At 66.9% G+C, this 22,145-nt stretch carries 20 protein-coding genes; 16 read left to right on the top strand and 4 right to left on the bottom strand.

From position 1 onward, the window contains the following. Positions 1-12: 12 nt before the first annotated feature. From ACZIYR_RS04340 to ACZIYR_RS04375, 8 genes are all read left to right on the top strand, one after another. A complete protein-coding gene (locus tag ACZIYR_RS04340; protein ID WP_483528328.1) occupies positions 13-1,035 on the top strand; it encodes a Zn-dependent oxidoreductase in 1,023 nt (340 codons plus the stop codon). An 85-nt stretch (positions 1,036-1,120) separates the two neighbouring features. Further along, positions 1,121-2,089, top strand: coding sequence for a TRAP transporter substrate-binding protein (locus ACZIYR_RS04345; protein WP_483528329.1), 969 nt, complete (start codon positions 1,121-1,123; stop codon positions 2,087-2,089). A 118-nt stretch (positions 2,090-2,207) separates the two neighbouring features. Next, a complete protein-coding gene (locus ACZIYR_RS04350; RefSeq protein ID WP_483528330.1) occupies positions 2,208-2,798 on the top strand; it encodes a TRAP transporter small permease in 591 nt (196 codons plus the stop codon). Continuing rightward, a complete protein-coding gene (locus ACZIYR_RS04355; RefSeq protein WP_483528331.1) occupies positions 2,798-4,078 on the top strand; it encodes a TRAP transporter large permease in 1,281 nt (426 codons plus the stop codon). The genes ACZIYR_RS04350 and ACZIYR_RS04355 overlap by 1 nt, the downstream gene beginning before the upstream one ends. A gap of 21 nt (positions 4,079-4,099) precedes the next feature. Continuing rightward, positions 4,100-5,569 (top strand): mannitol dehydrogenase family protein, encoded by a 1,470-nt coding sequence (locus tag ACZIYR_RS04360; protein WP_483528332.1) that lies wholly within the window; start codon positions 4,100-4,102, stop codon positions 5,567-5,569. 15 nt (positions 5,570-5,584) lie between these two features. Continuing rightward, positions 5,585-6,760 carry a mannonate dehydratase gene (uxuA, locus tag ACZIYR_RS04365; RefSeq protein WP_483528333.1) on the top strand — a complete coding sequence of 392 codons (1,176 nt, stop codon included), beginning with the start codon at positions 5,585-5,587 and terminating at the stop codon, positions 6,758-6,760. 274 nt (positions 6,761-7,034) lie between these two features. Then, positions 7,035-7,799: a 4-hydroxy-2-oxoheptanedioate aldolase gene (hpaI, locus tag ACZIYR_RS04370; RefSeq protein ID WP_483528334.1), complete on the top strand. Its 765-nt coding sequence runs from the start codon at positions 7,035-7,037 to the stop codon at positions 7,797-7,799. 74 nt (positions 7,800-7,873) lie between these two features. Next, on the top strand, positions 7,874-8,155 hold the full coding sequence (locus ACZIYR_RS04375) for a YciI-like protein (RefSeq protein ID WP_473032562.1): 282 nt from the start codon (positions 7,874-7,876) through the stop codon (positions 8,153-8,155). Between the two features lie 11 nt (positions 8,156-8,166). On the opposite strand, the gene ACZIYR_RS04380 is transcribed toward ACZIYR_RS04375, so the two are convergent. The 3 genes from ACZIYR_RS04380 to ACZIYR_RS04390 form a co-directional block, all read right to left on the bottom strand. After that, on the bottom strand, positions 8,167-9,600 hold the full coding sequence (locus ACZIYR_RS04380; RefSeq protein WP_483528335.1) for an FAD-binding oxidoreductase: 1,434 nt from the start codon (positions 9,598-9,600) through the stop codon (positions 8,167-8,169). Between the two features lies 1 nt (position 9,601). Further along, positions 9,602-10,903 (bottom strand): L-fuconate dehydratase, encoded by a 1,302-nt coding sequence (locus tag ACZIYR_RS04385; RefSeq protein WP_473032566.1) that lies wholly within the window; start codon positions 10,901-10,903, stop codon positions 9,602-9,604. 184 nt (positions 10,904-11,087) lie between these two features. Continuing rightward, positions 11,088-12,251 carry a fumarylacetoacetate hydrolase family protein gene (locus ACZIYR_RS04390; RefSeq protein WP_483528336.1) on the bottom strand — a complete coding sequence of 388 codons (1,164 nt, stop codon included), beginning with the start codon at positions 12,249-12,251 and terminating at the stop codon, positions 11,088-11,090. Between the two features lie 165 nt (positions 12,252-12,416). On the opposite strand from ACZIYR_RS04390, the gene ACZIYR_RS04395 reads away from it, so the two are divergent. The 8 genes from ACZIYR_RS04395 to nanR all read left to right on the top strand — a co-directional run bounded on the left by ACZIYR_RS04395 (position 12,417) and on the right by nanR (position 20,428). Next, positions 12,417-13,181: an SDR family NAD(P)-dependent oxidoreductase gene (locus tag ACZIYR_RS04395; protein ID WP_483528337.1), complete on the top strand. Its 765-nt coding sequence runs from the start codon at positions 12,417-12,419 to the stop codon at positions 13,179-13,181. Beyond that, positions 13,178-14,200, top strand: coding sequence for a 4-hydroxythreonine-4-phosphate dehydrogenase PdxA (gene pdxA, locus ACZIYR_RS04400; RefSeq protein WP_483528338.1), 1,023 nt, complete (start codon positions 13,178-13,180; stop codon positions 14,198-14,200). Before ACZIYR_RS04395 ends, pdxA begins: the two co-directional genes overlap by 4 nt. Continuing rightward, positions 14,197-15,387: a four-carbon acid sugar kinase family protein gene (locus ACZIYR_RS04405; RefSeq protein ID WP_483528339.1), complete on the top strand. Its 1,191-nt coding sequence runs from the start codon at positions 14,197-14,199 to the stop codon at positions 15,385-15,387. Before pdxA ends, ACZIYR_RS04405 begins: the two co-directional genes overlap by 4 nt. 113 nt (positions 15,388-15,500) lie before the next feature. Then, positions 15,501-16,502 carry a sialic acid TRAP transporter substrate-binding protein SiaP gene (locus tag ACZIYR_RS04410; RefSeq protein WP_483528340.1) on the top strand — a complete coding sequence of 334 codons (1,002 nt, stop codon included), beginning with the start codon at positions 15,501-15,503 and terminating at the stop codon, positions 16,500-16,502. Between the two features lie 54 nt (positions 16,503-16,556). After that, complete coding sequence (locus ACZIYR_RS04415; protein WP_483528341.1) at positions 16,557-17,093, top strand: TRAP transporter small permease; 537 nt, start codon at positions 16,557-16,559, stop codon at positions 17,091-17,093. 12 nt (positions 17,094-17,105) lie between these two features. Beyond that, entirely contained in the window at positions 17,106-18,485 is a 1,380-nt protein-coding gene (locus ACZIYR_RS04420) for a TRAP transporter large permease (RefSeq protein ID WP_483528342.1), read from the top strand. Positions 18,486-18,512: 27 nt separating this feature from the next. Next, a complete protein-coding gene (locus tag ACZIYR_RS04425) occupies positions 18,513-19,589 on the top strand; it encodes an Ldh family oxidoreductase (RefSeq protein WP_483528343.1) in 1,077 nt (358 codons plus the stop codon). Positions 19,590-19,693: 104 nt separating this feature from the next. After that, positions 19,694-20,428 (top strand): transcriptional regulator NanR, encoded by a 735-nt coding sequence (nanR, locus tag ACZIYR_RS04430; protein ID WP_473032568.1) that lies wholly within the window; start codon positions 19,694-19,696, stop codon positions 20,426-20,428. Between the two features lie 65 nt (positions 20,429-20,493). Here the strand turns inward: nanR and ACZIYR_RS04435 are convergent, their stop codons facing one another. Further along, positions 20,494-22,134, bottom strand: a complete 1,641-nt coding sequence (locus tag ACZIYR_RS04435; RefSeq protein ID WP_483528344.1) for a UxaA family hydrolase — start codon at positions 22,132-22,134, stop codon at positions 20,494-20,496. Positions 22,135-22,145: the final 11 nt, after the last annotated feature.

Below are 22,145 nucleotides of genomic sequence, written 5' to 3' on the forward strand. Positions count from 1 at the left end.
GAGATACCTATCATGAAGGCATTTCAGGTCAACGCCCCGCTGGACTACCGGCTCGCCGAGGTGGAGGTGCCCCGGGCCCGGCCCGGTGAGGCGCTGGTTCGCGTTGCGTTCGCGGGCATCTGCGGGTCGGATATGCACATCATCCACGGCGACAACGCCTTCGTGCGCTTCCCGCGCATCACCGGCCATGAGTTCGCCGGTGTGGTCGAGGCGGTGGGCGAGGGCGTCGAAGGCGTGGCCGAAGGCGATCGGGTCTGCATCGACCCGGTGATCAGCTGTGGCCACTGTTATCCCTGCCGTATCGGCCGACCCAACGTCTGCACCTCGTTGGAAGTCATCGGCGTGCATCGCGACGGCGGCTTCGAGGAGCGTGTTGCGGTGCCGGCCGCCAACCTGCACCGGCTGCCCGAGGGACTGAACCTGGACGCGGCGGCCCTGGTGGAGCCCTACACCATTGCCGCCAACGTCCTCGACCGCATGCAGCCCCATCCGGGCGATCGCCTGCTGGTGTTCGGCGCCGGAGTGATCGGCCTGACCATCCTGCAGATGGCCCGGGCCAAGGGTATCGAAGAGGTGATCGTCACCGACGTCATCGACGAGCGGCTGACGGCCGCCAGCGAGCTGGGCGCGCGCCATGTGGTCCACGGCCGTGATCAGGACGTGGAGCAGGTGGTCCGCGAACTGACGGAGGGCGAGGGAGTGCCGCTGATCGCCGACGCCGCCTGCGTGCCGGCGCTGCTGCCGCTGATACTGCGCCTGGCCTCGCCGGCCGGCCGCATCGGTCTGCTGGGCTTCAATCCGACCCCAAGCGACCTGGTGCAGCTGGAGGTGATCAAGAAGGAGCTGACCCTGGTGGGGTCACGCCTGAACAACCGCAAGTTTCCGGAGGTGCTCGAGCTGATGGCTGCTGGCCGTCTCGATCCTTTGGCGCTGGTTAGCCACCGGTTGCCATTCGACGAGATGCCGGGTGCCATCGACATGCTCGATCACCATCCTGAAAGGGCCCGAAAGGTGCTGATCCAGATCGGTGCCTGAGGGTGGCTCGATGCTTGTAACGAAGCACGCTCGACAACCCACTATCGCCAACAACCCATAATCAGAAAGTGCAGGAGTTCACACCATGATCAAGCAACTGGTAACCGGCGCCGTGCTCGGCGCGACCCTGATCGGCAGCCAGACGGCTCTAGCAGCGGATTTCACACTGCGCTTTGGTCACCTGGCCAATGAACAGAACATTTGGCACCTGGCCGCGGAGCGCTTTAAGGAAGAGGTCGAGGCCAACTCCGATGGCCGCATCGAGGTGCGAATCTACCCCAGCGAGCAGCTCGGCGCCGAGATGGATGTGATCAATAGCATCCAGCTGGGCACCGCCGACATGACCATCACCGGCGAAAGCCTGCAAAACTGGGCGCCCAAGGCGGCGATGATGGCCGTTCCCTATGCCTTCCGCGATGCCGAGCATCTGCATGCCACGGTGAACGGCGAGGTGGGCGCCGAAATCGAGGCCCAGATCACCGAGCGCGCCAATCTGGTGCCGCTGGCCTGGTTCGAACGCGGCCCGCGGGAGTTGACCTCTAACCGCCCGATCCAGCATCCCGATGACCTGGACGGTATTCGCCTGCGGGTGCCCAATGTGCCGCTGTTCGTGGACACCTGGGAAGCCCTGGGGGCCCGGCCCACGCCCATGGCCTTCAGCGAAGTGTTTACCGCCCTGCAGCAGAACACCATCCAGGCCCAGGAGAACCCGCTGAGCCTCATCGAGAGCGCCAGCTTCTACGAGGTGCAGGACTATGTGAACCTCACCGGTCATGTGCGCAGCTGGATCTACGTAGTGATCGGCCAGAACCAGCTCGATGGCATGCCGGAAGAGCTGCAGCAGGTGATCTTCGATGCCGCCGCGGTGATGCAGGAGTATCAGGCCGAGCTGTTCGAGGAAGATCAGCTGCGGCTCGAAGAGGCGCTGCAGGAGCGTGGCATGGAGTTCGTCGAAGTGGATATCGAGGCCTTCGCCGAGAAGGCGCGTCCCGCCGTGCTGGATGCGCTGAACGAGGAACAGCGCGCACTGTTTGACGCCATCCAGGACCTGTAATGCGTGCGGCGGTCAGGGGCCGGTCCCCTGTTCGCCAGGTCCATAATCCGGCCCGGGCGGACACGCCTGTGTCCGTCCGACTACCCGTATGGGCAGTGTGGCTGAGCGAGGTTCGAGTATGAACTCCCCAGACCCTAAGGCGGTTGAGCAGGAAATCATCGAAAGCCTGGACTCCCCGCTGGCGTCGGTTCCCCATTTCAAGGGGCCCGTTGGGCGCCTGGTCGGCTGGATCGACGCCCTGTTCATGGGGCTTGCCGTGTCGGCGCTGGTGGCGATCGCCATTACCGTGCTGTTGCAGATTTCCGGCCGGCTGTTTCTGCCGTTTACCCTGGCCTGGACCGAGGAGCTGTCGCGCTACCTGTTCGTCTACATGGTGGCGCTATCGGCGGGGGTGGTGCTGCGCCAGAACCGCAACGTCAACGTCGAGCTCTTCCATCATCGCCTTGGGCCGCGTGCCCGGGCCGGTTACCAGGCGCTGGTCTGTCTGGTGGTCGGTGTCTTTGCCTATATCGTGCTGCCCTATGCGTGGATCTATGCGCAGAATGCCGCCTGGCAGAGCTCACCCACCCTCAAGATCCCCATGCTGTATGTCTTCTTTTCCACCGTGGTGCTGTTTGGCCTGCTGCTGGTCTACAGCGTCCTCGGCTTTCTGGAAGGGCTAGTCGCCATGTTCCGTCAACCTGATAACGACACTGTGGAGACGCCGTAATGGAAGTGATCATTCTGTTCAGCGTCTTCCTGGTGCTGCTAGTCATCGGCGTGCCCATCGCCTTTGCCCTGGGCATCGCCTCGCTGAGCTACCTGCTGCTCGAGGGCATCTCGCTGACCATCGTGCCGCAGCGCATGTATGCCGGCATCGACACCTTCGTGCTGCTCTGCATCCCCGGCTTCGTACTGGCCGGCAACCTGATGAATGTCGGCAATATCACCGAACACATCGTGCGTTTTGCCAATGCCCTGCTGGGCCATATTCGCGGCGGCCTGGGCCTGGCCAACGTCGGCGGTTCGATGATCTTCGGCGGCATCTCGGGCACCGCCGTGGCTGACTCGGCCAGCATTGGCTCGGTGATGATTCCAGGCATGGCGCGCTCCGGCTACGACAAGCCTTTCGCCGCCGCGGTCACCGCCGCTTCCTCCACCGTGGGGCCGATCATTCCGCCCAGCGTGCCGATGATCATCGCCGGCTCGCTCTCCGGGGTCTCGGTGGGGCGCATGTTCCTGGCCGGCGCCATCCCCGGGCTGCTGCTGGGGCTGGCGATGATGATCACGGTGTATATTCTCGCCGTGCGCCGCGGCTATCCCAAGGGGGCGCGGGTGCCCTTCCTGCAGTTGCTGCGCGAGGCGCGCACGGCCTTCTGGGCGCTGCTGATGACGGTGATCATCCTCTACGGCATCATCGGTGGCTTTTTCACCCCCACCGAAGCCTCGATCGTTGCCAGCCTCTATGCGCTGGTGGTGGGCATGTATGTCTACAAGGGGCTCACCTGGCGCAAGCTGCCGGGGATTCTTAGCGACACAGTGCTGACCTCCGCGGCGCTGCTGCTGCTGGTGGGCCTGGCCAATCTGTTCGGCTGGATACTCACCAGCGAACAGGTCCCCCAGATGATCGCTGCGCTGATTCTTTCCATCAGCGAGAACCCGATCATCGTCATCCTGATTCTCAACCTGATCCTGCTGTTCGTCGGCGCCTTCATGGAGACCATCGCCGCCCTGATCATCCTCTTCCCGGCGTTGCTGGGGGTGGCCACCGGGGTGGGGCTTGACCCGGTGCATTTTGCCGTCATCGCGGTACTCAATCTGATGATCGGCTTGACGACGCCGCCGGTCGGGGTCTGCCTGTTCGTGGTGTCGGGAATCGGCAAGCTGCCGATGCTGACCGTGGCCAAGGCCATCATGCCCTTCCTGGTCTGCAACCTCATCATACTGCTACTGGTGTCGTTCGTGCCGGCGATTTCCCTATGGCTGCCCACGCTGCTGATGGGCGAGTAGCCTGATGACCAAGGGGGTTCAATGATCATCACGCGATTTTCCGCCGCGGATGCCAGCGGGCGAATTGGCATCGTCCACCTGGGCCTTGGCGCCTTTCACCGCGCCCATCAGGCGGTCTACCTGGAGCACTATCGCCAGCGTACCGGCAATGACGCCTGGGGAATCAGCAGTGCCAACCTGCGCACCGGCGTGGACCTGGTGGATGGCCTGCGCGCCGCCGGCCATCGCTATCAGGTGGCCGAATACGCCGATAGCGAGAGGCTGACCCTGCGTGAGATTGGGGTGATCGAGGAGACGCTCTTCACCGGGCGTGATGCCAATGGGCGCTGGGGGCGCGACCTCGAGGCCCTGCTGGCGCGGCTGGCATCGCCGGACACCCGCATTGTCACTCTGACCGTCACCGAGAAGGGCTACTTCCTCAGTCCTGCCAGCGGCGAGCTGCTGGTGGATGATCCCATGATCGCCGCCGATATCGCCTCGCCCCAGGCACCGCGCACCGCCCCGGGCCTGCTGGTGGAGGGGCTGGCGCGGCGTCGGGCGCAGGGGAGTGCGCCCTTTGCGGTGCTCTCCTGCGACAACATGCCGGACAACGGCAAGCGCACCCGCCGGGCCGTGATCCAATTGGCCCAGCAGCGCGATACCAGCCTGGCCGAGTGGATCGAGCGCGAGGTGGCCTTCCCCTGCAGCATGGTCGACCGCATCGTGCCGGCCATGACCGAGGCCGACTTCGCGCGGCTCACTGAGCTGGGCGTGGACGACCTCAACGCCGTGGTCGGCGAGGCCTTCGCCCAGTGGGTAGTGGAGGATGACTTTCCCCAGGGGCGTCCCGACTGGGCGGCCGACGGCGTGGAGATGGTCGCCGACGTCGCCCCCTTCGAAACCATGAAGCTGCGGATGCTCAACGGCAGCCATTCGCTGCTCGCCTACCTGGGGGCCCCGGCGGGGATCGAGACGGTGGCCGAAGCGGTCGGCCACGACGACCTGCGGGCGCTGCTGCGCCGCTATATGCTGGAGGAAGCCGCTCCGACGCTCGCCATGCCCGAGGATACCGATCTCGCCGCCTACGCCGACTCCCTGCTGGCGCGTTTCGCCAACGACAGCCTGCGCCACCGCCTGCAGCAGATTGCCATGGACGGCAGCCAGAAACTTCCCCAGCGCTGGCTGCAGGGCACCCTGGCGCGCCGACAGGCCGGCCGGCCGGCGCCCTGTGTCGCTCTGGGGCTGGCTGCCTGGATTCGCTATACCGCCGGCCATGATCACCGCGGTAACGTCTACCCGGTGGACGACCCCCTGGCAGCGCGCTTCGCCGCTCTGCATGAGCGGCACGGCCAGGATGATGAGGCGCTGGTAGGGGCTTTTCTCGCCATGCAAGACGTGATGCCGCCGGCGCTCGCGACCGACACCGACTTCGTGGCGGCGCTGCTGGCTGCTTATCGCACCCTGACACAACATGGGCTCGCCGCCGCTCTGGTCGAGTGCGCGCGAACCTGACAGGAGGAGACTCCCATGGAACAGACCTGGCGCTGGTTCGGTCCCCAGGATCCCATTCGCCTCGAGGAGATCCGCCAGACCGGGGCCACCGGCATCGTCACGGCGCTTCACGAGGTGCCTAACCATGAAGCCTGGCCCCCGACGGCAATTCGTGAGCGCAAAGCCATGATCGAAGCCGCCGGCCTGACCTGGTCGGTGGTGGAGAGTGTGCCGGTTCCCGAGGCTATCAAGCTGGGCTTGCCGGAGCGCGATGGCCTGATCGAGACTTATTGCCAGACCTTGCGGCACCTGGCGGCCTGCGGCATCGACACCGTCTGCTACAACTTCATGCCGGTGTTGGACTGGACCCGCACCGACCTGGCCTGGTCGCTGTCGGACGGGGCGCTGGCACTGCGCTTCGATCAGACCGCCTTCGCCGCCTTCGACCTCTACTTGCTCACACGCCCCGGGGCCGAGGCGGAGTACAGCGAGGACGAGAAGGCCGCGGCCAGGCGCTATCTCGACGGCCTCGATGAGGCCGGCCGTGACAAGCTGGTCAATACGCTGATCGCCGGCCTGCCGGGTGCCGAGGAGCACTATACCTTGGAGCAGTTCCGTGGCGTGCTGGCCGAGTACGCCGAAATCGACGCTCAGCGCCTGCGCGAGCACCTGGGTTATTTCCTGCGCGCGGTCATTCCGGTGGCCGAGGAGGTGGGTATCCGCATGGCGATCCACCCCGATGACCCGCCTCGGCCGATGCTGGGCCTGCCGCGAGTTGTCTCGACTCCCGAGGATGCCCAGTGGATCCTTGACGCTGTGCCCAGCCCGGCCAACGGCCTGACCCTGTGCACCGGCTCCTATGGGGTGCGCGAGGACAACGACCTGGCCGAGATGGCCCGGCGCTTCGGACCGAAGATCTACTTCGCCCACCTGCGCTCGACGCGGCGCGAGGCTCCCGACCCGCGTTCCTTCCACGAGGCCCCGCACCTCGACGGCGACGTGGATATGGTGACGGTGATCCGGGCGCTGGTGGACGAAGAGCGTCGCCGTGAGCGCGAAGGCGGGCCGCGCCTGCCGCTTCGCCCCGACCACGGCCACCACATTCTCGACGACCAGCACCGTGATACGGCCCCGGGCTACCCGCTCTATGGCCGCCTGCGTGGCCTGGCCGAACTGCGCGGGGTGGAGCTGGCGGTGCGCCGGCTGACCTGATCCGGCTCGCTGTACTCTGCGCCTCACGTCGCGACCCCGCCAGCCGTTGTTTCGTCTATCGCGGACTCGACGGCCTGGCGCGGCTTCCTGAATCAGGTTCCGTTTCGGAATAGTGGCGCTGCGGGGCTCCTGCCGGGAATGTGGCCACAGGGCGCTTTAAGTGCTTTGGTGAAATGCGCTATGTATGCTTGTATGACAAGTGTGTCTGAGGAAGCATCATCGACGAAGCGAATCCTCACCGGAGGCGACGCTCACCAAGGAGTCTCGACGTTCCATGACCCCCAACCCCTTCAAGCATCGCCTGCGCCGTGGTGAGCCCATGACGGGCGTCTGGTTGGGCCTGGCAAGCCCATACGTTGCGGAGCTCGCCGCCACCGCCGGCTTCGACTGGCTGCTGCTGGACGGCGAGCATGCGCCCAACGACCTGGCCAGCCTGCTGGGCCAGCTCCAGGCCATCGCGCCCTATGGCAGTGCGCCAGTGGTGCGCCCGCCCCAGGGCGACACCGTGCTGATCAAGCAGTACCTGGATATCGGCGTTCAGAACCTGCTGATTCCGATGGTGGAGACGGCGGAGCAGGCGGCTCGGGTGGTGGCTGCCACCCGCTATCCCCCCGAGGGCGTTCGCGGCATGGGCAGCGCCCTGGCCAGGGCCTCGCGGTGGGGCCAGGTCGAGGACTACCTTGACCATGCCGACGAGCAGATCTGCCTGATTCTGCAGCTGGAGAGCCCCCAGGCGCTGGCCAACCTGGAGGCCATCGCGGCGGTGGAAGGGGTAGACGGGTTATTCATCGGGCCGGCGGATCTCTCCGCGGCCATGGGCCACCGTGGCGACCCCGGGCATCCCGAGGTGCGTTCGGCCATCGACGACGCCATCGTGCGGATCCGCGCCGCCGGCAAGGCCGCCGGGATCATCACCCTCGACGAGGCCGAGGCCCACGGCTACCTGGAAGCCGGGTGCGGCTTCGTCGGCGTGGGGGTCGATGCCCTGGTGCTGGCCGAGGGGCTGCGTGGGCTGGCCGGGCGCTTTGGTCAGGGTTGAAGGGGATATGATGCCGTGATGACTATCATTGGAAGAACCCTGAACGGCTTCTGCATGAAGCCTTGGAGACCCTGATGTATTTCCTGCTCACCTATGATTATGTCGACAACATTCTCGAGAAACGCCAACCGTACCGTGAGACGCATTTAGCTCAAGCCCGGGAGGCGGCAGAGCGAGGTGAACTGTTGCTGGGTGGAGCCTTGGCCAACCCCGTAGATACCGGCGTTTTGCTTTTCAAGGGGGATGACCAAAGCGTGGTTGAGGCCTTTGTCGAGCATGATCCCTATGTGCTCAACGGTCTCGTAACCCGTTGGCAGGTGCGAGAGTGGAACGTGGTGGCTGGAGCCTTGTTGTAGGGCAGGGGCCTCTAGTCCGCAACTGGCAATATCCGGCCCGGGTTCATCAGCCCGTCCGGGTCGAACAGCCCCTTGATCCCTTCCACCAGTTCCCGCTCCACCGGCGAGAGGCGTGCCAGGTAGGCATCCTGCTTGGTGCGCCCGATGCCATGCTCGGCGCTGATGCTGCCGCCGACGTCGTCGAGGATCGCAAAGAGCTGGGACTCCAGTTCGTGCAGGTGGGCCTTCTTCTGGTCGTCGCTCAGCCCCGGCGGCGGCAGGATATTGAAGTGCAGGTTGCCATCGCCCACGTGGCCGTAGGCGATGATCTCGCAGTCGGGGGAGCTCTGCTGGATCGCCTGACTGGCCCGTGTCACGAAGTCGGGGATCGCCGAAATGGGTACCGCGATATCGGTGCGCAGGTGTTCGCCGCGCCGCCGCTGCCCCTCCAGCATGCTCTCCCGGAACTGCCACAGCCGCGCGGCCTGGGTATCGCTCGAGGCCAGGGCGCCGTCTTGCACCAGGTCGGCCTCCATGCCGCCCTCCAGCAGCCCTTCGAGCATGGCGTCGAGGTCCAGGGGACCGCTGGCGCTGACCTCCATCAGCACGTACCAGGGGTGGGGTGCGTCCAGCGGGTCGGAGAGCTCGGGGGTGGCCTCCATGGCGAGCTCCAGGCAGCGCCGGGGGATCAGCTCGAAGGCGCTGAGCAGGTCGCTGCAGTCGCGCCGTGCCCGGCCATAGAGGGCGATCACCGCCTCCACCGAGGGCAGCCCGAGCAGTGCCGTGCGGCTCTGGATGGGGCGGGGCGAGAGCTTGAGCACCGCGCCGGTGACGATGCCGAGCGTTCCCTCGCTGCCGAGGAACAGCTGGGAGAGGGCATAGCCGCGGTTGTCCTTGTGCAGGGCGGTCAGGCCGTTCCACACCCGGCCGTCGGGCAGCACTACCTCCAGCCCCAGGACCAGCTGGCGCATCATGCCGTGGCGCAGCACGTTGAGACCGCCGGCGTTGGTGGCGATGTTGCCGCCGATCTGGCAGCTGCCCTGGGCCCCTAGCGAGAGCGGGAAGTCGCAGTCGTGTTCGGCGGCCGCCTGCTTGATGGTCTCCAGGATGCAGCCGGCGTCCACCGTCATGGTGAAGTTGATCGGGTCGATGTCGCGGATACGATCCAGGCGTTCCAGGCTGATCACCAGCTCGCCGCCGTCGGCGGCGGGCAGGGCGCCGGCCACCAGGCCGCTGTGGCCACCCTGGGGCGTCATGGCCACGCCGTGGGCCTGGCACAGGCGCACCGTCTCGGCCACCTCCGCGGTGGAGGCGGGGCGCGCCACCGCCAGGGGCAGACCCAGGCGATCTCCCGCCCAGTCGCTCAGGTAGCGGTCCATGGAGGCGGCATCCTGCAGCAGGCCGCGCTCCCCTAGGTGCTGCTGCAGGGCATCGAGCAGATCGTTTTGCGGGGTCGGATGGTTCATGTTACGCCTCCTCCTGCCAGGCGGCGCCATCGGGGAAACGGTGCCGGGCCAGGGCCTCGGGGTGCATGGTGATGCTGTAGCCCGGCGCCTCGGGTACCCGGTAGCGGCCGCGCTTGATCACCACCGGGTCGAGGAAGTGTTCGTGGAGATGGTCGACATACTCCAGGATACGCCCTTCGAGGCTGCCGGAGACGGCAATGTAGTCGAACAGCGAGAGGTGCTGGGTGTATTCACACAGGCCCACGCCACCGCCGTGGGGGCAGACCGGCACGCCGAACTTGGCGGCCATCAGCATCACCAGAATCACCTCGTTGAGCCCGCCGAGGCGGGCGGCATCGAGCTGGCAGTAGTCCAACGCCTCGGCCTGGAAGAACTGCTTGAACATCACCTTGTTGTGGCAGTGCTCGCCGCTGGCCACCCCGATGGGGGCCAGGCGGTGGCGGATCTCGGCATGGCCGAGGATGTCGTCGGGGCTGGTGGGTTCCTCGATCCACAGCGGGTCGAACTCGGCCAGGCGGCGCATCTTGGCCACCGTCTCGTCGACCTCCCACACCTGGTTGGCATCCATCATCAGCACCTTGTCCCAGCCGATCTCCTCGCGCAGCAGCGCCGCGCGGCGGGCATCCTCCTCGAGGTTGCCGCCGATCTTCTGCTTGAAGTGGGTCCAGCCCTCGGCCAAGGCCTCACGAGCGAGTCGCCGCACCTTGTCATCGTCATAGCCGAGCCAGCCCGCCGAGGTGGTGTAGCCGGGGTAGCCGTCGCGGCGCATCTCGGCCTCACGGTCGGCCTTTCCGGCCTCCCGCCTGCGCAGCAGCGCAATCGCTTCCTCCGGGGTCAGGGCGTCGGTCACGAAGCGGAAGTCGAGGCAGCCCACCAACTGCTCCGGGGTCATGTCGGCCAGCAGCTTCCATACCGGCTTGCCTTCTCGCTTGGCCCAGAGGTCCCAGAGAGCATTGACGATGGCCGCGGTGGCCAAGTGGATCGCCCCCTTGTCGGGGCCGATCCAGCGCAGCTGGCTGTCGCCGGTGAACTCTCGCCAGAAGGCGCCCATGTTCTCGGTGAGGGTGGCAAGGGAGCGCCCCTCGACCAGAGGCGCCAGCGAGCGCACTGCGGTGACCACGATCTCATTGCCGCGGCCGATGGTAAAGGTCAGGCCGTGCCCCTCGGGGCCGCCGTCGTCGACATGGAGGATCACGTAGGTAGCGGAGTAGTCGGGCGCGGCGTTCATGGCGTCCGAGCCGTCCAGCGAGCGGGAGGTCGGGAAGCGGATGTCCTGGACCTCGACATGGGTGATGGTGGTCATGGGGGCTCCGAAGTGGGGGCGTGTCAAGCGAGCTGAATGGCCTGGCGCAGGTGGCCGGGTTACTGGTGGCTGTTCCGTCGACAAGCCGGCGCGGAGGCGCTGTGAATACATCCTTGTACGCTACCGACGCCATCCCTGGCGTAGGACCTCCCCTTCGGCTTGTCCCCGGCGCCACTCGCGGGGGTCAGCGTTCCGTCAGATCGCGCATCAGCTGGCGAATGCCGTAGGTCCAGGGGGGCAGCTGGTCGCTGCGACCGACCCGGTTGACCAGGGCGCCCAGCGCCGGGGTGGCGATGGTCACGGTGTCGCCCAGGTGGTGGGTGAAGCCCTGGCCCTGGCCGTCGCGATCCTGGATCGGCGAGAACATCGTGCCCAGGTAGAGCATCACGCCATCCGGGTACTGATGGTGGGCGCCGATGGTCTGGCGCACCAGGTCGAGAGGGTCGCGGCTGATCTCGGCCATGTCGCTCTCGCCCTCGAGCAGGAAGTCGTCGTCCTGACCCTCGATGCGCAGCGAGACCTTGGCGCGGCGCACGTCGTCGATGCCGAAGGTGTCATCGAACACGCGAATGAAGGGGCCGATGGCGCTGGAGGCGTTGTTGTCCTTGGCCTTGCCTAGCAGCAGGGCGCTGCGTCCCTCGACGTCGCGCAGGTTGACGTCGTTGCCCAGGGTCGCCCCCTTCACCTCGCCGCGGCTGTCCACCGCCAGCACGATCTCCGGCTCCGGGTTGTTCCACTGCGAGGCGGGGTGCAGGCCCACGGTGGTCCCGAACCCCACCGACGACAGCGGCGGCGCCTTGGAGAACACTTCGGCGTCGGGGCCGATGCCCACCTCCATGTACTGCGACCAGCCGCCGCGGCTCAGCAGCTCGCGCTTCAGCGCCATGGCCTCGTCCGAGCCCGGCACGATGCGTGACAGATCGCTGCCGATCAGTGATTGCAGCTCGGCGCGCAGGGTGCTGGCGCGACCGGGATCGCCAGCGGCCTGCTCCTCGATGACGCGCTCCAGCAGGCTCACCGCGAAGGTGACGCCGCACGCCTTGACCGCCTGCACATCGCAGGGGGCCAGTAGATAGGGCGCGCGCTGGGGCTCGGCCAACGAGTTGTCGAGCAGGGTCTCCGCCGAGCCCAGGGACTCGCCCTCGGCGCTGCGCAGCGACTCGATCAGATCGTCGCGCTCGAGCAGATCGGCCATGGTCGGCCCCAGGTGGCTGATATCGATCGCCTCACCGTCGCGCAGCATGATCAGAGCCGGGCGCGGCTGCGGTGTCTCGCGCCAGACGCGCCCAACCAGCAGCGCGCGGTCGAGATCCTCGGGGAGCAGGGCGTGGGGAGCAGATGCGGTCATGGAGCCTCCAGAAGTGGCGAGCTGGCGATTGGCTCGGCGTCGCCTATCATGTTATTGATGTCGTCTTGTATGAAAGGTATGCCAAGACTATAACAGCGTAACGTACCCGATATCGATAGGGCGTAGCGCATCATCAGCCATGACAGCAAGATCCGGAGTGATGCCATGTTCGATGAATGGAAAGGTAAGCGCGTACTGATCACCGGCGCCAGCCGCGGAATCGGTGCGGCAGTGGCGCTGCAGCTTGGCAGGCTGGGGGCCAGGGTCGGCGTGCACTATCACGCCAGCGCCGAGGGGGCAGAGCAGGTCGCCGATGCGATTCGTGAGGCGGGGGGCGAAGCGGTGACCCTGAAAGGCGACCTCGGCGGCAGCGACGCGGCACAGCGGGTGGTCGATGAAGCCGTCGGTCAGCTCGGCGGGCTCGATATGCTGATCAATAACGCCGGCGATATGCTGGGTCGGGCGACACTGGAGGAGATCGATGACGACCGCTACGACCGGGTCATGGATCTCAATGTGCGCTCGGTGGTGATGGTGTCCCAGGCGGCACTGCCGCATCTGCGCCAGGCCGGGGGTGGCAATATCATCCATACCAGCTCCATCGCCGCCCGCAACGGCGGCGGCCCCGGTGCCGGTCTCTATGCCTCGGCCAAGGGCTTCGTCAGCACCCTGACCCGCAACATGGCCAAGGAGCTGGCTGCCGAGGGCATCCGGGTCAATGCGGTCGCGCCCGGCACCATCGCCACCGATTTTCATGCTCGCCATTCCAATGACGACCATCTGGCCGCGGCCCGGGCGAGCATCCCCATGGGGCGGCTAGGCAGCGCCGAGGAGTGTGTGGGGGCCTACCTGTTCCTGGGCAGCGAGTCATTGAGCGGCTATGTCACCGGCCAGGTCATCGAAGTCAACGGAGGGCAATTGATGCCATGAGTCATTCCCACACTGCAGTCGCTGCGACACCCCCATTCGCGACCGCCATCACCATGGGCGATCCCGCCGGCATCGGGCCGGAGATCATCTGCCGGGCGGTGGCCGAGATGACCGCAGAGACGCGCCGCCAGACGCTGCTGGTAGGCGACCCGGCGATCTTTCGTCGCGCCGCCGACCTGATCGGCGCGCGGTTGGCGCTGGTGCCCTGGGCGCCGGGCCAGCCGCTTGCCGACGACGGCGTGGCGGTGTCGGCCGTGGAGGCGCCAAGCGGCGTCGAGTTGCCCGATGGCAGGATCAGCGCCGCCGCCGGCGATATGGCGTTTCGCTGCGTCGAGCGTGCGGTGCAACTGGTCCAGGCACGCCACGCCGGCGTGATCGTCACCGCGCCGCTCAACAAGGGGGCGCTGCATGCCGCCGGCCACGACTATGACGGCCATACCGGCATGCTGGCCTCGCTGACCGGCGCCCCTTCCTCTTTCATGCTGCTGGCCTCCGAGACGCTCTCCACGCTGCACGTCTCGACCCATGTGGCGCTGCGCGATGCCATCGACCGGGTCACGCCGGAACGCATCATCGCCACCGTCGAGGCTGGCCATGCCCACCTCAAGGCGCTGGGCCTGGCCGAGCCGCGTATCGCCGTGGCGGGGCTCAACCCGCACTGCGGCGAAGGCGGCATCTTCGGCGATGAGGACGTGCGCTGCATAGTGCCGGCGGTCGAGGCGCTGCGACAACGTGGCTTCGACGTGAGCGGGCCAATCTCCGCCGATACGGTGTTCTATCGCGCCATTCGCGGCGAGTTCGACCTGGTGGTGGCGCAGTACCACGACCAGGGGCATATTCCGGTCAAGCTGATCGCCTTCGATACCACCGTCAACGTCAGCCTGGGGCTGCCGATCCAGCGCACCTCGGTGGATCACGGCACCGCCTTCGATATCGCCTGGCAGGGGCGCGCCAACGCCACCAACCTGAACTCGGCGCTGGCCTATGCCCACCGCCTGGTGGCGGGAGGCATGACGTGACGCCCTGTCGGATCGCGATCATCGCCGACGACCTGACCGGCGCCCTGGATGCCTGTGCGCCCTTCGCCGCCCGCGGCGCCGATGCTCGGGTGGTGATAGCCCAGCAGCGGTTGTCTGAGCTGGTCGCCGAGTGGCGGGAGGCGCCGCCCCAGGTGGTGGCGGTCAACGCCGAGTCACGGCATCTGCCGGCTGAGGAGGCTGCCGCACGGGTGACGGCGGCCTTTGCGGCGCTGCAGCCGCTGGGCCCCGAGCGGTGGTTCAAGAAGGTCGACTCCACGCTGCGCGGGCAGGTGATTGCCGAGTGCCTGGCGCTGGGGCAGGTCCTCGGCCTGCCGCTGTTGTTGGCGCCGGCGGTGCCGGCCCAGCGCCGCGAGGTGCGTGGCGCCGAGGTGTGGGTGGAGGGCGTGCGGCTGGCAGACAGCGACTATCGCCGCGATGCTCTTTCGGCACCGCTGGTGGGCCCCATCGATACCGCATTTCGCGCGGCAGGATTGCCGCTCGCGCGGGTGACGGCACAGCCAGGCATGGTGCTGGCCCATCGCGACACCATCGTGGATGCCAGCCGCGATAGCGAGCTTGCCTTGCTCTACGATGCCGCGCTGTGCGCTACCGGAGCCTTCTGTTTGGCCGGGGCGGCGGGGCTCGCCCAGGCCGTCGCCCAGTGTCTGTTCGGGCGTCTGCCAGGGCGACGACCGGTGCGCCTCCCGAACCAGCCGCGACTCTATGTCGTCGGATCTCGGGCGGCTCGCAGCCAGGCGCAGTGTGACGCGCTGCGCCGCCACGCGCCGGACCTGGCGGTCCTCACGCCACGGCAGGCGAGTGAGGCGTCGTCGCTGCCGGCCCAGTGGCTGCTTCGGCCCACACCCGGTGGGCAGAGCGACCCGGCCCAGGTGGCCCGCGACCTGGCGGAGTGTGCGGCGGCCTGGCGCGAGGCCCACCCGGCGGGGCTGCTGTTTGCCACCGGCGGCGACACCGCGCTGGCCATCCTGGCACGGCTCGAGGTGCGCTACTTGACGGTCTCGGCGGAGTGGTCACCGGGTGTGGTGCTGTGCCTGTGTGACGGTGATACCGCGCGTCCGGTGATCACCAAGGCCGGCGGCTTCGGCGAGTCCTCGCTGCTGGCGGAGCTTCACGGCGGCAGCACGGCACGGGATGCCCCTGTCGCGCACAACATCGTGAGTCGATAACGGCCCACCGGGCTTGCAACGCCTTCCAGGAACGGCTAGGTTTTGCCTTGGTGGTATGATACGTATACAGCACAACACTATCACTATCTGATAATCCCCACAGGAGTACGCAAATGAACAACAATACTCGCCGCCATCACACCCTGGGTCGCTGGGTCTCCGTCTCGCTGCTAGCCGCCGGGGTCAGCCTGGCCAGTGTCGCCTATGCCCAGGAGAATCTGCGCTTCGCCCACGTCTACGAGACCTCCGAGCCGTTCCATCAGTGGGCCGAGTGGGCCGCCGACGAGATCGAGGCGCGTACCGACGGCCGCTACAGCATCAGCGTGCACCCGGCCTCCTCCCTGGGCAGCGAAGAGGACATCAACGAAGGTCTGGGGCTGGGCACGGTCGACATCATCTACACCGGTACCCAGTTCGCCGGTCGCTACTATGGGCCCATGGGCATCGCCGGCGCGCCCTACATGTTCCGCGATGTCGATCACTGGCAGGCATACGCCGAGAGCGACCTGTTCCAGGAGATCGCCGCCGGCTTCGAGGGGGCCACCGGCAACGTGCCCATCGCGCTGAACTACTACGGCGAACGCCACGTCACTTCCAACGACCCGATCAACGTGCCCGAGGACATGGAGCGCCTGCGCATTCGCGTGCCGGGGGCCCCCCTGTACATGATGTTCCCGCGCGCCGCCGGCGCCAATCCGACCCCGGTTTCCTTCGACGAAACCTACCTGGCCCTACAGCAGGGCGTGGTGGATGCCCAGGAGAACCCGCTGCCGGCGATCCGGGCCATGGCCTTCCACGAAGTCCAGGACTACATCAACCTCACCGGCCACGTCACCGACTCCCTGGTGACCATCGTTAGCGGCTCGCGCTGGAACCAGCTCTCCGAGGAGGATCAGGAGATCTTCCGTGAGGTGCTGCTGGAGGCGGCCCAGAACAATACCGCCGATATCCTCCAGGCCGAGGCGGAGCTTGCCGAATGGTTCGAGGCGCAGGGCACCACCGTCAACGAGGTGGATCGCACGCCGTTCCGTGACGTCACCGTGCCGTATCACCTTGGCGACGACGCCGACTGGGACGAAGAGACCTACGAGCGCCTGCAGGCCATCGGCCAGTAAGCGGACATCGACGGAGGCGCCCGCCACGCCGTGGTGGGTGCCGGGAGGAGTGTCATGTCGAAAGACAGCGAGGGTCTCGACGACGCCGTCGACCCGATGATGGACTTCGAGTCGGCCTTCGAGGATGACGAGTTCCGGTTCAGCGACTATGCCATCGAGGACTATTTCACGCTGGCAATCTTCTGGGCGCTGATTCTGGTCGTCTCACTGCAGTTCTTTACCCGCTATGTGCTCGGCGACTCGACCACCTGGACGGAGGAGATCGCCCGCTACCTGCTGATCATCGTCGGCTTCGCGGGCAGTGCCCTGGCGGTGCGAAAGGGCACCCATATCATGGTGGAGTTCTTCTATCGCTACATGCCCAACTGGCTCGGCAAGCTGGTCGCCGGTGTCGCCGAGGCCGTAAGCGTGGGCTTCTACTTCGCCATGGCCTGGGTGACCTACAAGCTCGCCGATCGTACCGGCAGCATGATGATCTCGGTCGACCTGCCCAAGAACATCATCTATTTCACCGTTTTTGCCGCCTTCGTGGTGATGGCGCTGCGCGGCATTCAGCGAATCGTCCTGCGCCTGCGCGCGGCTCGTCAGTAAGGGTGCATTCCCATGTCTCGACTTTCCATGTTGCGCTGGCGTGCGCCGATCGTCACGCCACTGCTCTCGGCCCTGGCCGTGCTCGGCTGCGTCGTGCTGGCCGTGACCGGCCACTACCTGTCGTTTCTGTTTTTCATGCTGTTCACGCTGCTGGTTCTCGGCGTGCCCATCGCCATCAGCCTGGCCGGCGCCTGCCTGCTGTTCGTCTTGATCTCCGGCCAGGTGCCGGACGTGGTGGTTGCCCACCGCATGATCAACGGCATCGACAGCTTTCCGCTGCTGGCGATTCCGTTCTTCATCTTTGCCGGCAGCCTGATGAACAACGCCGGTATCACCGAGCGCATCTTCAGCTTCGCCAAGGCGCTGATGGGCTGGATGCGCGGCGGTCTCGGCCACGTCAACGTCGGCGCCAGCATCGTCTTCTCCGGCATGTCCGGGGCGGCGGTGGCCGATGCAGGTGGGTTAGGCACCATCGAGATCAAGGCCATGAAGGATGCCGGCTACAACGAGGAGTTTGCGGTCGGCATCACTGCCGCCTCGTCGACCATCGGGCCGATCATTCCGCCCAGCCTGCCGATGGTGATCTACGGCGTGATGGCCTCCGCCTCGGTGGGTCAGCTGTTCGCCGCGGGTCTGATCCCCGGCCTGCTGATGGGCGCCATGCTGATGGGGATGATCTTTTTCATCTCGCGGCGCCGGGGCTACACCGCCGATACGCGCTTCTCGGTGGGCGTGCTGGGCAAGACCTTCAGCCGCGCGGTATTGTCGCTGATGACCCCGGTCATCATCGTTGGTGGCATCATCACCGGGGTCTTTACGCCCACCGAGTCGGCGGTCGCCGCCGTGGCCTATGCGCTGTTCCTTGGGGTGGTGGTCTACCGCACCCTCAACTGGCGCAAGCTGCTCAAGGTCAGCATGGAGACCATCGAGACCACGGCGATCATCCTGTTCATCGTCGCGGCGGCATCGATCTTTGCCTGGATCCTCTCCAGTAATCAGGTCACTCAGCATCTGGTGGCGTTGCTCGGCCCGTTCGCCGACAGCAAGATCGCCGTGCTGCTGTTCTCCAACGTGGTGCTGATCATCATCGGCTGCTTCATGGAGACCATCGCCGCCATCACCATTCTGGTGCCGGTGCTGCTGCCCATGGCCATGGCCGTGGGGGTCGACCCGGTGCACTTCGGCGTGATCATGGTGCTAAACCTGATGATCGGTCTGTTGACGCCGCCGGTGGGCATGGTGCTCTACGTGCTGTCGCGGGTCTCCAACGTCAGCTTCGAGCGCTGCATGCGCGGCACCATCCCGTTCCTGATTCCGCTGGTCCTGTGCCTGCTGCTGGTGACCTTCATTCCGGCCATCTCGATGTGGCTGCCGACCCTGATCTATCGCTGATCGACGCAAAGGAGAGCAAGAGCACTCATGAGCGACACCTACACCGCCATTCGCGTTGACCGCCACGACCTGGAGCGCTTCATGGATGAAGCCCTGGCGTGCCGTGGGGCCGATGCTCGCAGCCGCGAGGCGGTCATCCGGGCACTGGTCACCGCCTCGCGCTGGGGCACAGACAGCCACGGCCTGCGCCTGCTGCCGCACTATCTCGAGGCGCTCGCCGGCGGGCGCATCAATCCTCGGCCAACGCCGCTGTTCACGCGCCGCCTGCCGGCCACCGGGCACCTCGATGCCGATCACGCCATCGGCCATCTGGCCGGCTACACTGCCATGGGCCACGCCGTCGACATGGCCCGCGAGGTGGGCCTGGGCGCGGTAGCGGTGGCCAACTCCTCCCACTACGGTGCCGCCGGCTGCTATGCGCTGGCGGCGGCAGAGCAGGGCATGCTGGGGCTGACGGTGAGCAACTCCGATGCGTTCGTGCTGCTGCATCGCAGCGAGGGGGCCTTCCACGGCACCAACCCGATCGCCTTCGCCGCCCCGGTGGCGGGCAGCCAGCCCTATGTCATCGACATGGCCACCAGCGCGATTCCCTGGAACCGCGTGCAGCAGTACGGCGCCATCGGCCGTCAGCTGCCCGACCAGGTGGCGGCCACCGCCGTCGGCGAGGTGACCCGCACGCCTTCGGAGGTGAGTGCGCTGCTGCCGCTGGGCGGCAGCGAGTTCGGCTTCAAGGGGGCGGCGCTGGGTGGTTTCGCCGAGATCCTCAGCTCGACCCTGTCGGGCATGCTCAACGGCTTTCGGCTGCTGCCGATGATGGGGGGCGACGACCTGGCCACTCCGCGCGGCGTCAGCCACTTCTTCCTGGCCATCAACCCGGTTGGCTTCATCGATGTCGAGCAGTTCCAGCATCGCCTGGGCGACTACCTCGCCGACCTCCGCCGCCAGCCCGCCGTGGCCGGCGGCGAGGTGCTGGCGCCGGGCGACCGGGAGTGGCGCTGCATGGCCCAGCGCGATGCCGAGGGCATTCCCCTCGATCGCGCCAATCGCGACGCCTATGCCGCGCTCGCCGAGCGGCTCGAGATCGCACCCTTGACGGCGCTGTGAGATCCGTCCGGGAGCGCGATGTCGACGCGATAATGCAGTAATATGGTCGGCATGTCGGCGACGCCCTGCGGGGTGGACGCCCTAGCAGAGCAAGAGGGACGTAGATGAGCAAGTACCGCGTAGAGCGCAAGACGCTGTCCGAACAGGTCGCCGAGCAGCTCGAGGCCGAGATCCTCGAGGGGCGACTGAGCGAGAACGACCAGTTGCCTTCCGAGCGCGAGCTAATGGAGCAGTTCGGCGTCGGGCGTCCGGCGGTACGCGAGGCGCTGTTTCATCTGCAGCAGCTGGGGCTGATCGCCATCAGTAGCGGCACCCGCGCGCGAGTGATTCGTCCCACCGCCGAGGCGGTGATGGCGCGGCTCTCCGGGGTGACCCGGCAGCTGCTCTCCAAGCCCGACGGCCAGCAGTATTTTCAGGAGGCGCGGGCGATGTTCGAGATCGCGCTGGCCCGCTATGCCGCCCAGCACGCCAGCGAGGACGACCTGGCCCGGCTGCGTGCCGCCCTCGACGACAATCGTCAGGCAGTGGGTGACGGTGCACGCTTCAAGCGCTCCGACAACGCCTTCCACGGCGTGCTGGCCAATATCGCCCGCAACCCCATCTTCGACGCCATCCACGATTCGCTCTCCGAGTGGCTCGACGACCGTCGCGCCCAGGTACTGCAGCAGAAGGATGAGGACAAGGCCGCCATGGCCGCGCATATCGAGATCGTGGAGGCCATCGAGTCCCGCGATCCCGACGCCGCCGAGGCCGCCATGCGCCGGCACCTGGATCGCCACTATGGCACCTATATGCAGCTCAAGAAGCGGCTGGATGATAGGGAGGATGAATCCGCCTAGCGCTGCCTGGTGTCCCTAATGCAACGAGCCCGCCGATATCGGCGGGCTCGTTGCGTTCAGGGTGGCTACAGCGATACGCCGCGCTTCCAGGGGATGAAGTCGTACTGGGCGAGCCTGACCGCCCTGGTCAGGTAGCGCCCCGAGGCGGTCTCGATGCAGAGCCTGAGCAGCTCCTCGGCGAGGTCGTCGATCTGCGCTTCACCGCGGATGATCGGCCCGGCGTCGAAGTCGATCACATCATTCATGCGTGCGGCCAGCTCGCTGTTGCTCGAGATCTTCATCACCGGGGTGACCGGGTTGCCGGTGGGCGTGCCGAGCCCGGTGGTGAACAGGATCAGGTTGGCGCCGGAGCCGGCCAGGGCGGTGGTCGACTCGACGTCGTTGCCCGGCGAGCAGAGCAGGCTCAAGCCGGCGCGGCTGCGCGGCTCGGTGTAGTCGAGCACGTCGACGATGGGGCTGTCGCCGCCTTTCTTGGCGGCGCCGGCGGACTTCATGGCGTCGGTGATCAGGCCGTCACGGATATTGCCCGGTGAGGGGTTCATCGAGAAGTCGGCGCCGACCCGGGAAGCGTGGCGCTGGTAGGCGACCATCAGGGCCTGGAAGCGCTCGGCCACGGCGTCGCTGGCGCAGCGCGCCACCAGCTCGTGCTCGACGCCGCACAGCTCGGGAAACTCGCTGAGCATGCCGCTGCCGCCCAGCGCCACCAGCCGGTCCATCACCGCGCCTACCAGCGGGTTGGCGGAGAGCCCCGAGAAGCCGTCCGAGCCGCCGCACTCGGCGCCCAGGGTGAGGGCGGAGAGCGGCGCCGGGCGGCGCGGCGTGCGGTTGGCCTCGGCCAGGCCGTCGAAGATGGTGGTCAGCGCCTCGCGGATCAGCGCCTCTTCGCTTGAGCTTGCCTGCTGCTCGAGGTAGTGAACCGGGCGCAGCCCCTTGGGGTCGCGGCTTGCCACGGCGCTCTTGAGCATGTCGATCTGGGCCTTCTGGCAGCCCAGGCTGAGCACCGTGGCACCGGCCACGTTGGGGTGGCAGATGTAGCCGGCCAGCAGCTGGCAGAGCGCCTGGGCGTCGTCGTCGGTGCCGCCGCAGCCCAGGGTGTGGGTCAGGAAGCGCACGCCGTCGACGTTGGGAAACAGCCGCTCCGACTCGGTTTGCGGCGCGGCGGAGGCCGCCTCGCCGTGCAGCAGCTGGCGCGCCATCTGCTTGTAGTCGCGGTAGGGGTCTTCGCCGAGGGCGTCGGCCACGCACTGGCGCAGCACCTCGATATTGCGGTTTTCGCAGAACACCAGCGGCACCACCAGCCACAGGTTGGCGGTGCCGACGCTGCCATCGGCGCGGTGGTAGCCGTCGAAGGTCACCCCCTCGAAGGCCGTCACATCGGGGGCGCGCCATTCGCCGCGCCGGGCCTGGGGCTCAGTGGTAGCGGTGCTGTGCCTGGTATTCGCGGTGGTGATGGCCGCTCCCGCGGCGATCGCTTGCGTCGCGCGCCCCACGGTAACCCCGTACATGATCACGCTGTCGCCCACGGCGAGATCATGCAGGGCGAACTTGTGCTTGTGGCGGATCGGCTCGGCCAGGTGCAGCAGGCGCCCCTCGTCGTCGATCTCGCTGCCGGCGGGCAGGTCTTTGAGGGCGACGCGCACGTTATCGTCGGCGTGCACGCGCAGGCTGGTCAGGCGCCCGGCGTCGCTGGCAATGGGAGAGGTCATGGTCGGGCTCC

It is taken from the genome of Billgrantia sp. NRB1, from assembly GCF_056921725.1.

Bases quoted from the DNA above. Each gene is read 5' to 3' on its own strand.
- ACZIYR_RS04420 (WP_483528342.1), top strand. From the start codon at position 17,106: ATGTCTCGACTTTCCATGTTGCGCTGGCGTGCGCCGATCGTCACGCCA.
- ACZIYR_RS04350 (WP_483528330.1), top strand. From the start codon at position 2,208: ATGAACTCCCCAGACCCTAAGGCGGTTGAGCAGGAAATCATCGAAAGC.
- ACZIYR_RS04390 (WP_483528336.1), bottom strand. From the start codon at position 12,251: ATGACCGCATCTGCTCCCCACGCCCTGCTCCCCGAGGATCTCGACCGC.
- ACZIYR_RS04340 (WP_483528328.1), top strand. From the start codon at position 13: ATGAAGGCATTTCAGGTCAACGCCCCGCTGGACTACCGGCTCGCCGAG.
- ACZIYR_RS04435 (WP_483528344.1), bottom strand. From the start codon at position 22,134: ATGACCTCTCCCATTGCCAGCGACGCCGGGCGCCTGACCAGCCTGCGC.
- pdxA (WP_483528338.1), top strand. From the start codon at position 13,178: ATGAGTCATTCCCACACTGCAGTCGCTGCGACACCCCCATTCGCGACC.
- ACZIYR_RS04410 (WP_483528340.1), top strand. From the start codon at position 15,501: ATGAACAACAATACTCGCCGCCATCACACCCTGGGTCGCTGGGTCTCC.
- uxuA (WP_483528333.1), top strand. From the start codon at position 5,585: ATGGAACAGACCTGGCGCTGGTTCGGTCCCCAGGATCCCATTCGCCTC.
- ACZIYR_RS04345 (WP_483528329.1), top strand. From the start codon at position 1,121: ATGATCAAGCAACTGGTAACCGGCGCCGTGCTCGGCGCGACCCTGATC.
- ACZIYR_RS04425 (WP_483528343.1), top strand. From the start codon at position 18,513: ATGAGCGACACCTACACCGCCATTCGCGTTGACCGCCACGACCTGGAG.
- ACZIYR_RS04355 (WP_483528331.1), top strand. From the start codon at position 2,798: ATGGAAGTGATCATTCTGTTCAGCGTCTTCCTGGTGCTGCTAGTCATC.
- nanR (WP_473032568.1), top strand. From the start codon at position 19,694: ATGAGCAAGTACCGCGTAGAGCGCAAGACGCTGTCCGAACAGGTCGCC.
- ACZIYR_RS04360 (WP_483528332.1), top strand. From the start codon at position 4,100: ATGATCATCACGCGATTTTCCGCCGCGGATGCCAGCGGGCGAATTGGC.
- ACZIYR_RS04375 (WP_473032562.1), top strand. From the start codon at position 7,874: ATGTATTTCCTGCTCACCTATGATTATGTCGACAACATTCTCGAGAAA.
- ACZIYR_RS04380 (WP_483528335.1), bottom strand. From the start codon at position 9,600: ATGAACCATCCGACCCCGCAAAACGATCTGCTCGATGCCCTGCAGCAG.
- ACZIYR_RS04385 (WP_473032566.1), bottom strand. From the start codon at position 10,903: ATGACCACCATCACCCATGTCGAGGTCCAGGACATCCGCTTCCCGACC.
- ACZIYR_RS04395 (WP_483528337.1), top strand. From the start codon at position 12,417: ATGTTCGATGAATGGAAAGGTAAGCGCGTACTGATCACCGGCGCCAGC.
- ACZIYR_RS04415 (WP_483528341.1), top strand. From the start codon at position 16,557: ATGTCGAAAGACAGCGAGGGTCTCGACGACGCCGTCGACCCGATGATG.
- hpaI (WP_483528334.1), top strand. From the start codon at position 7,035: ATGACCCCCAACCCCTTCAAGCATCGCCTGCGCCGTGGTGAGCCCATG.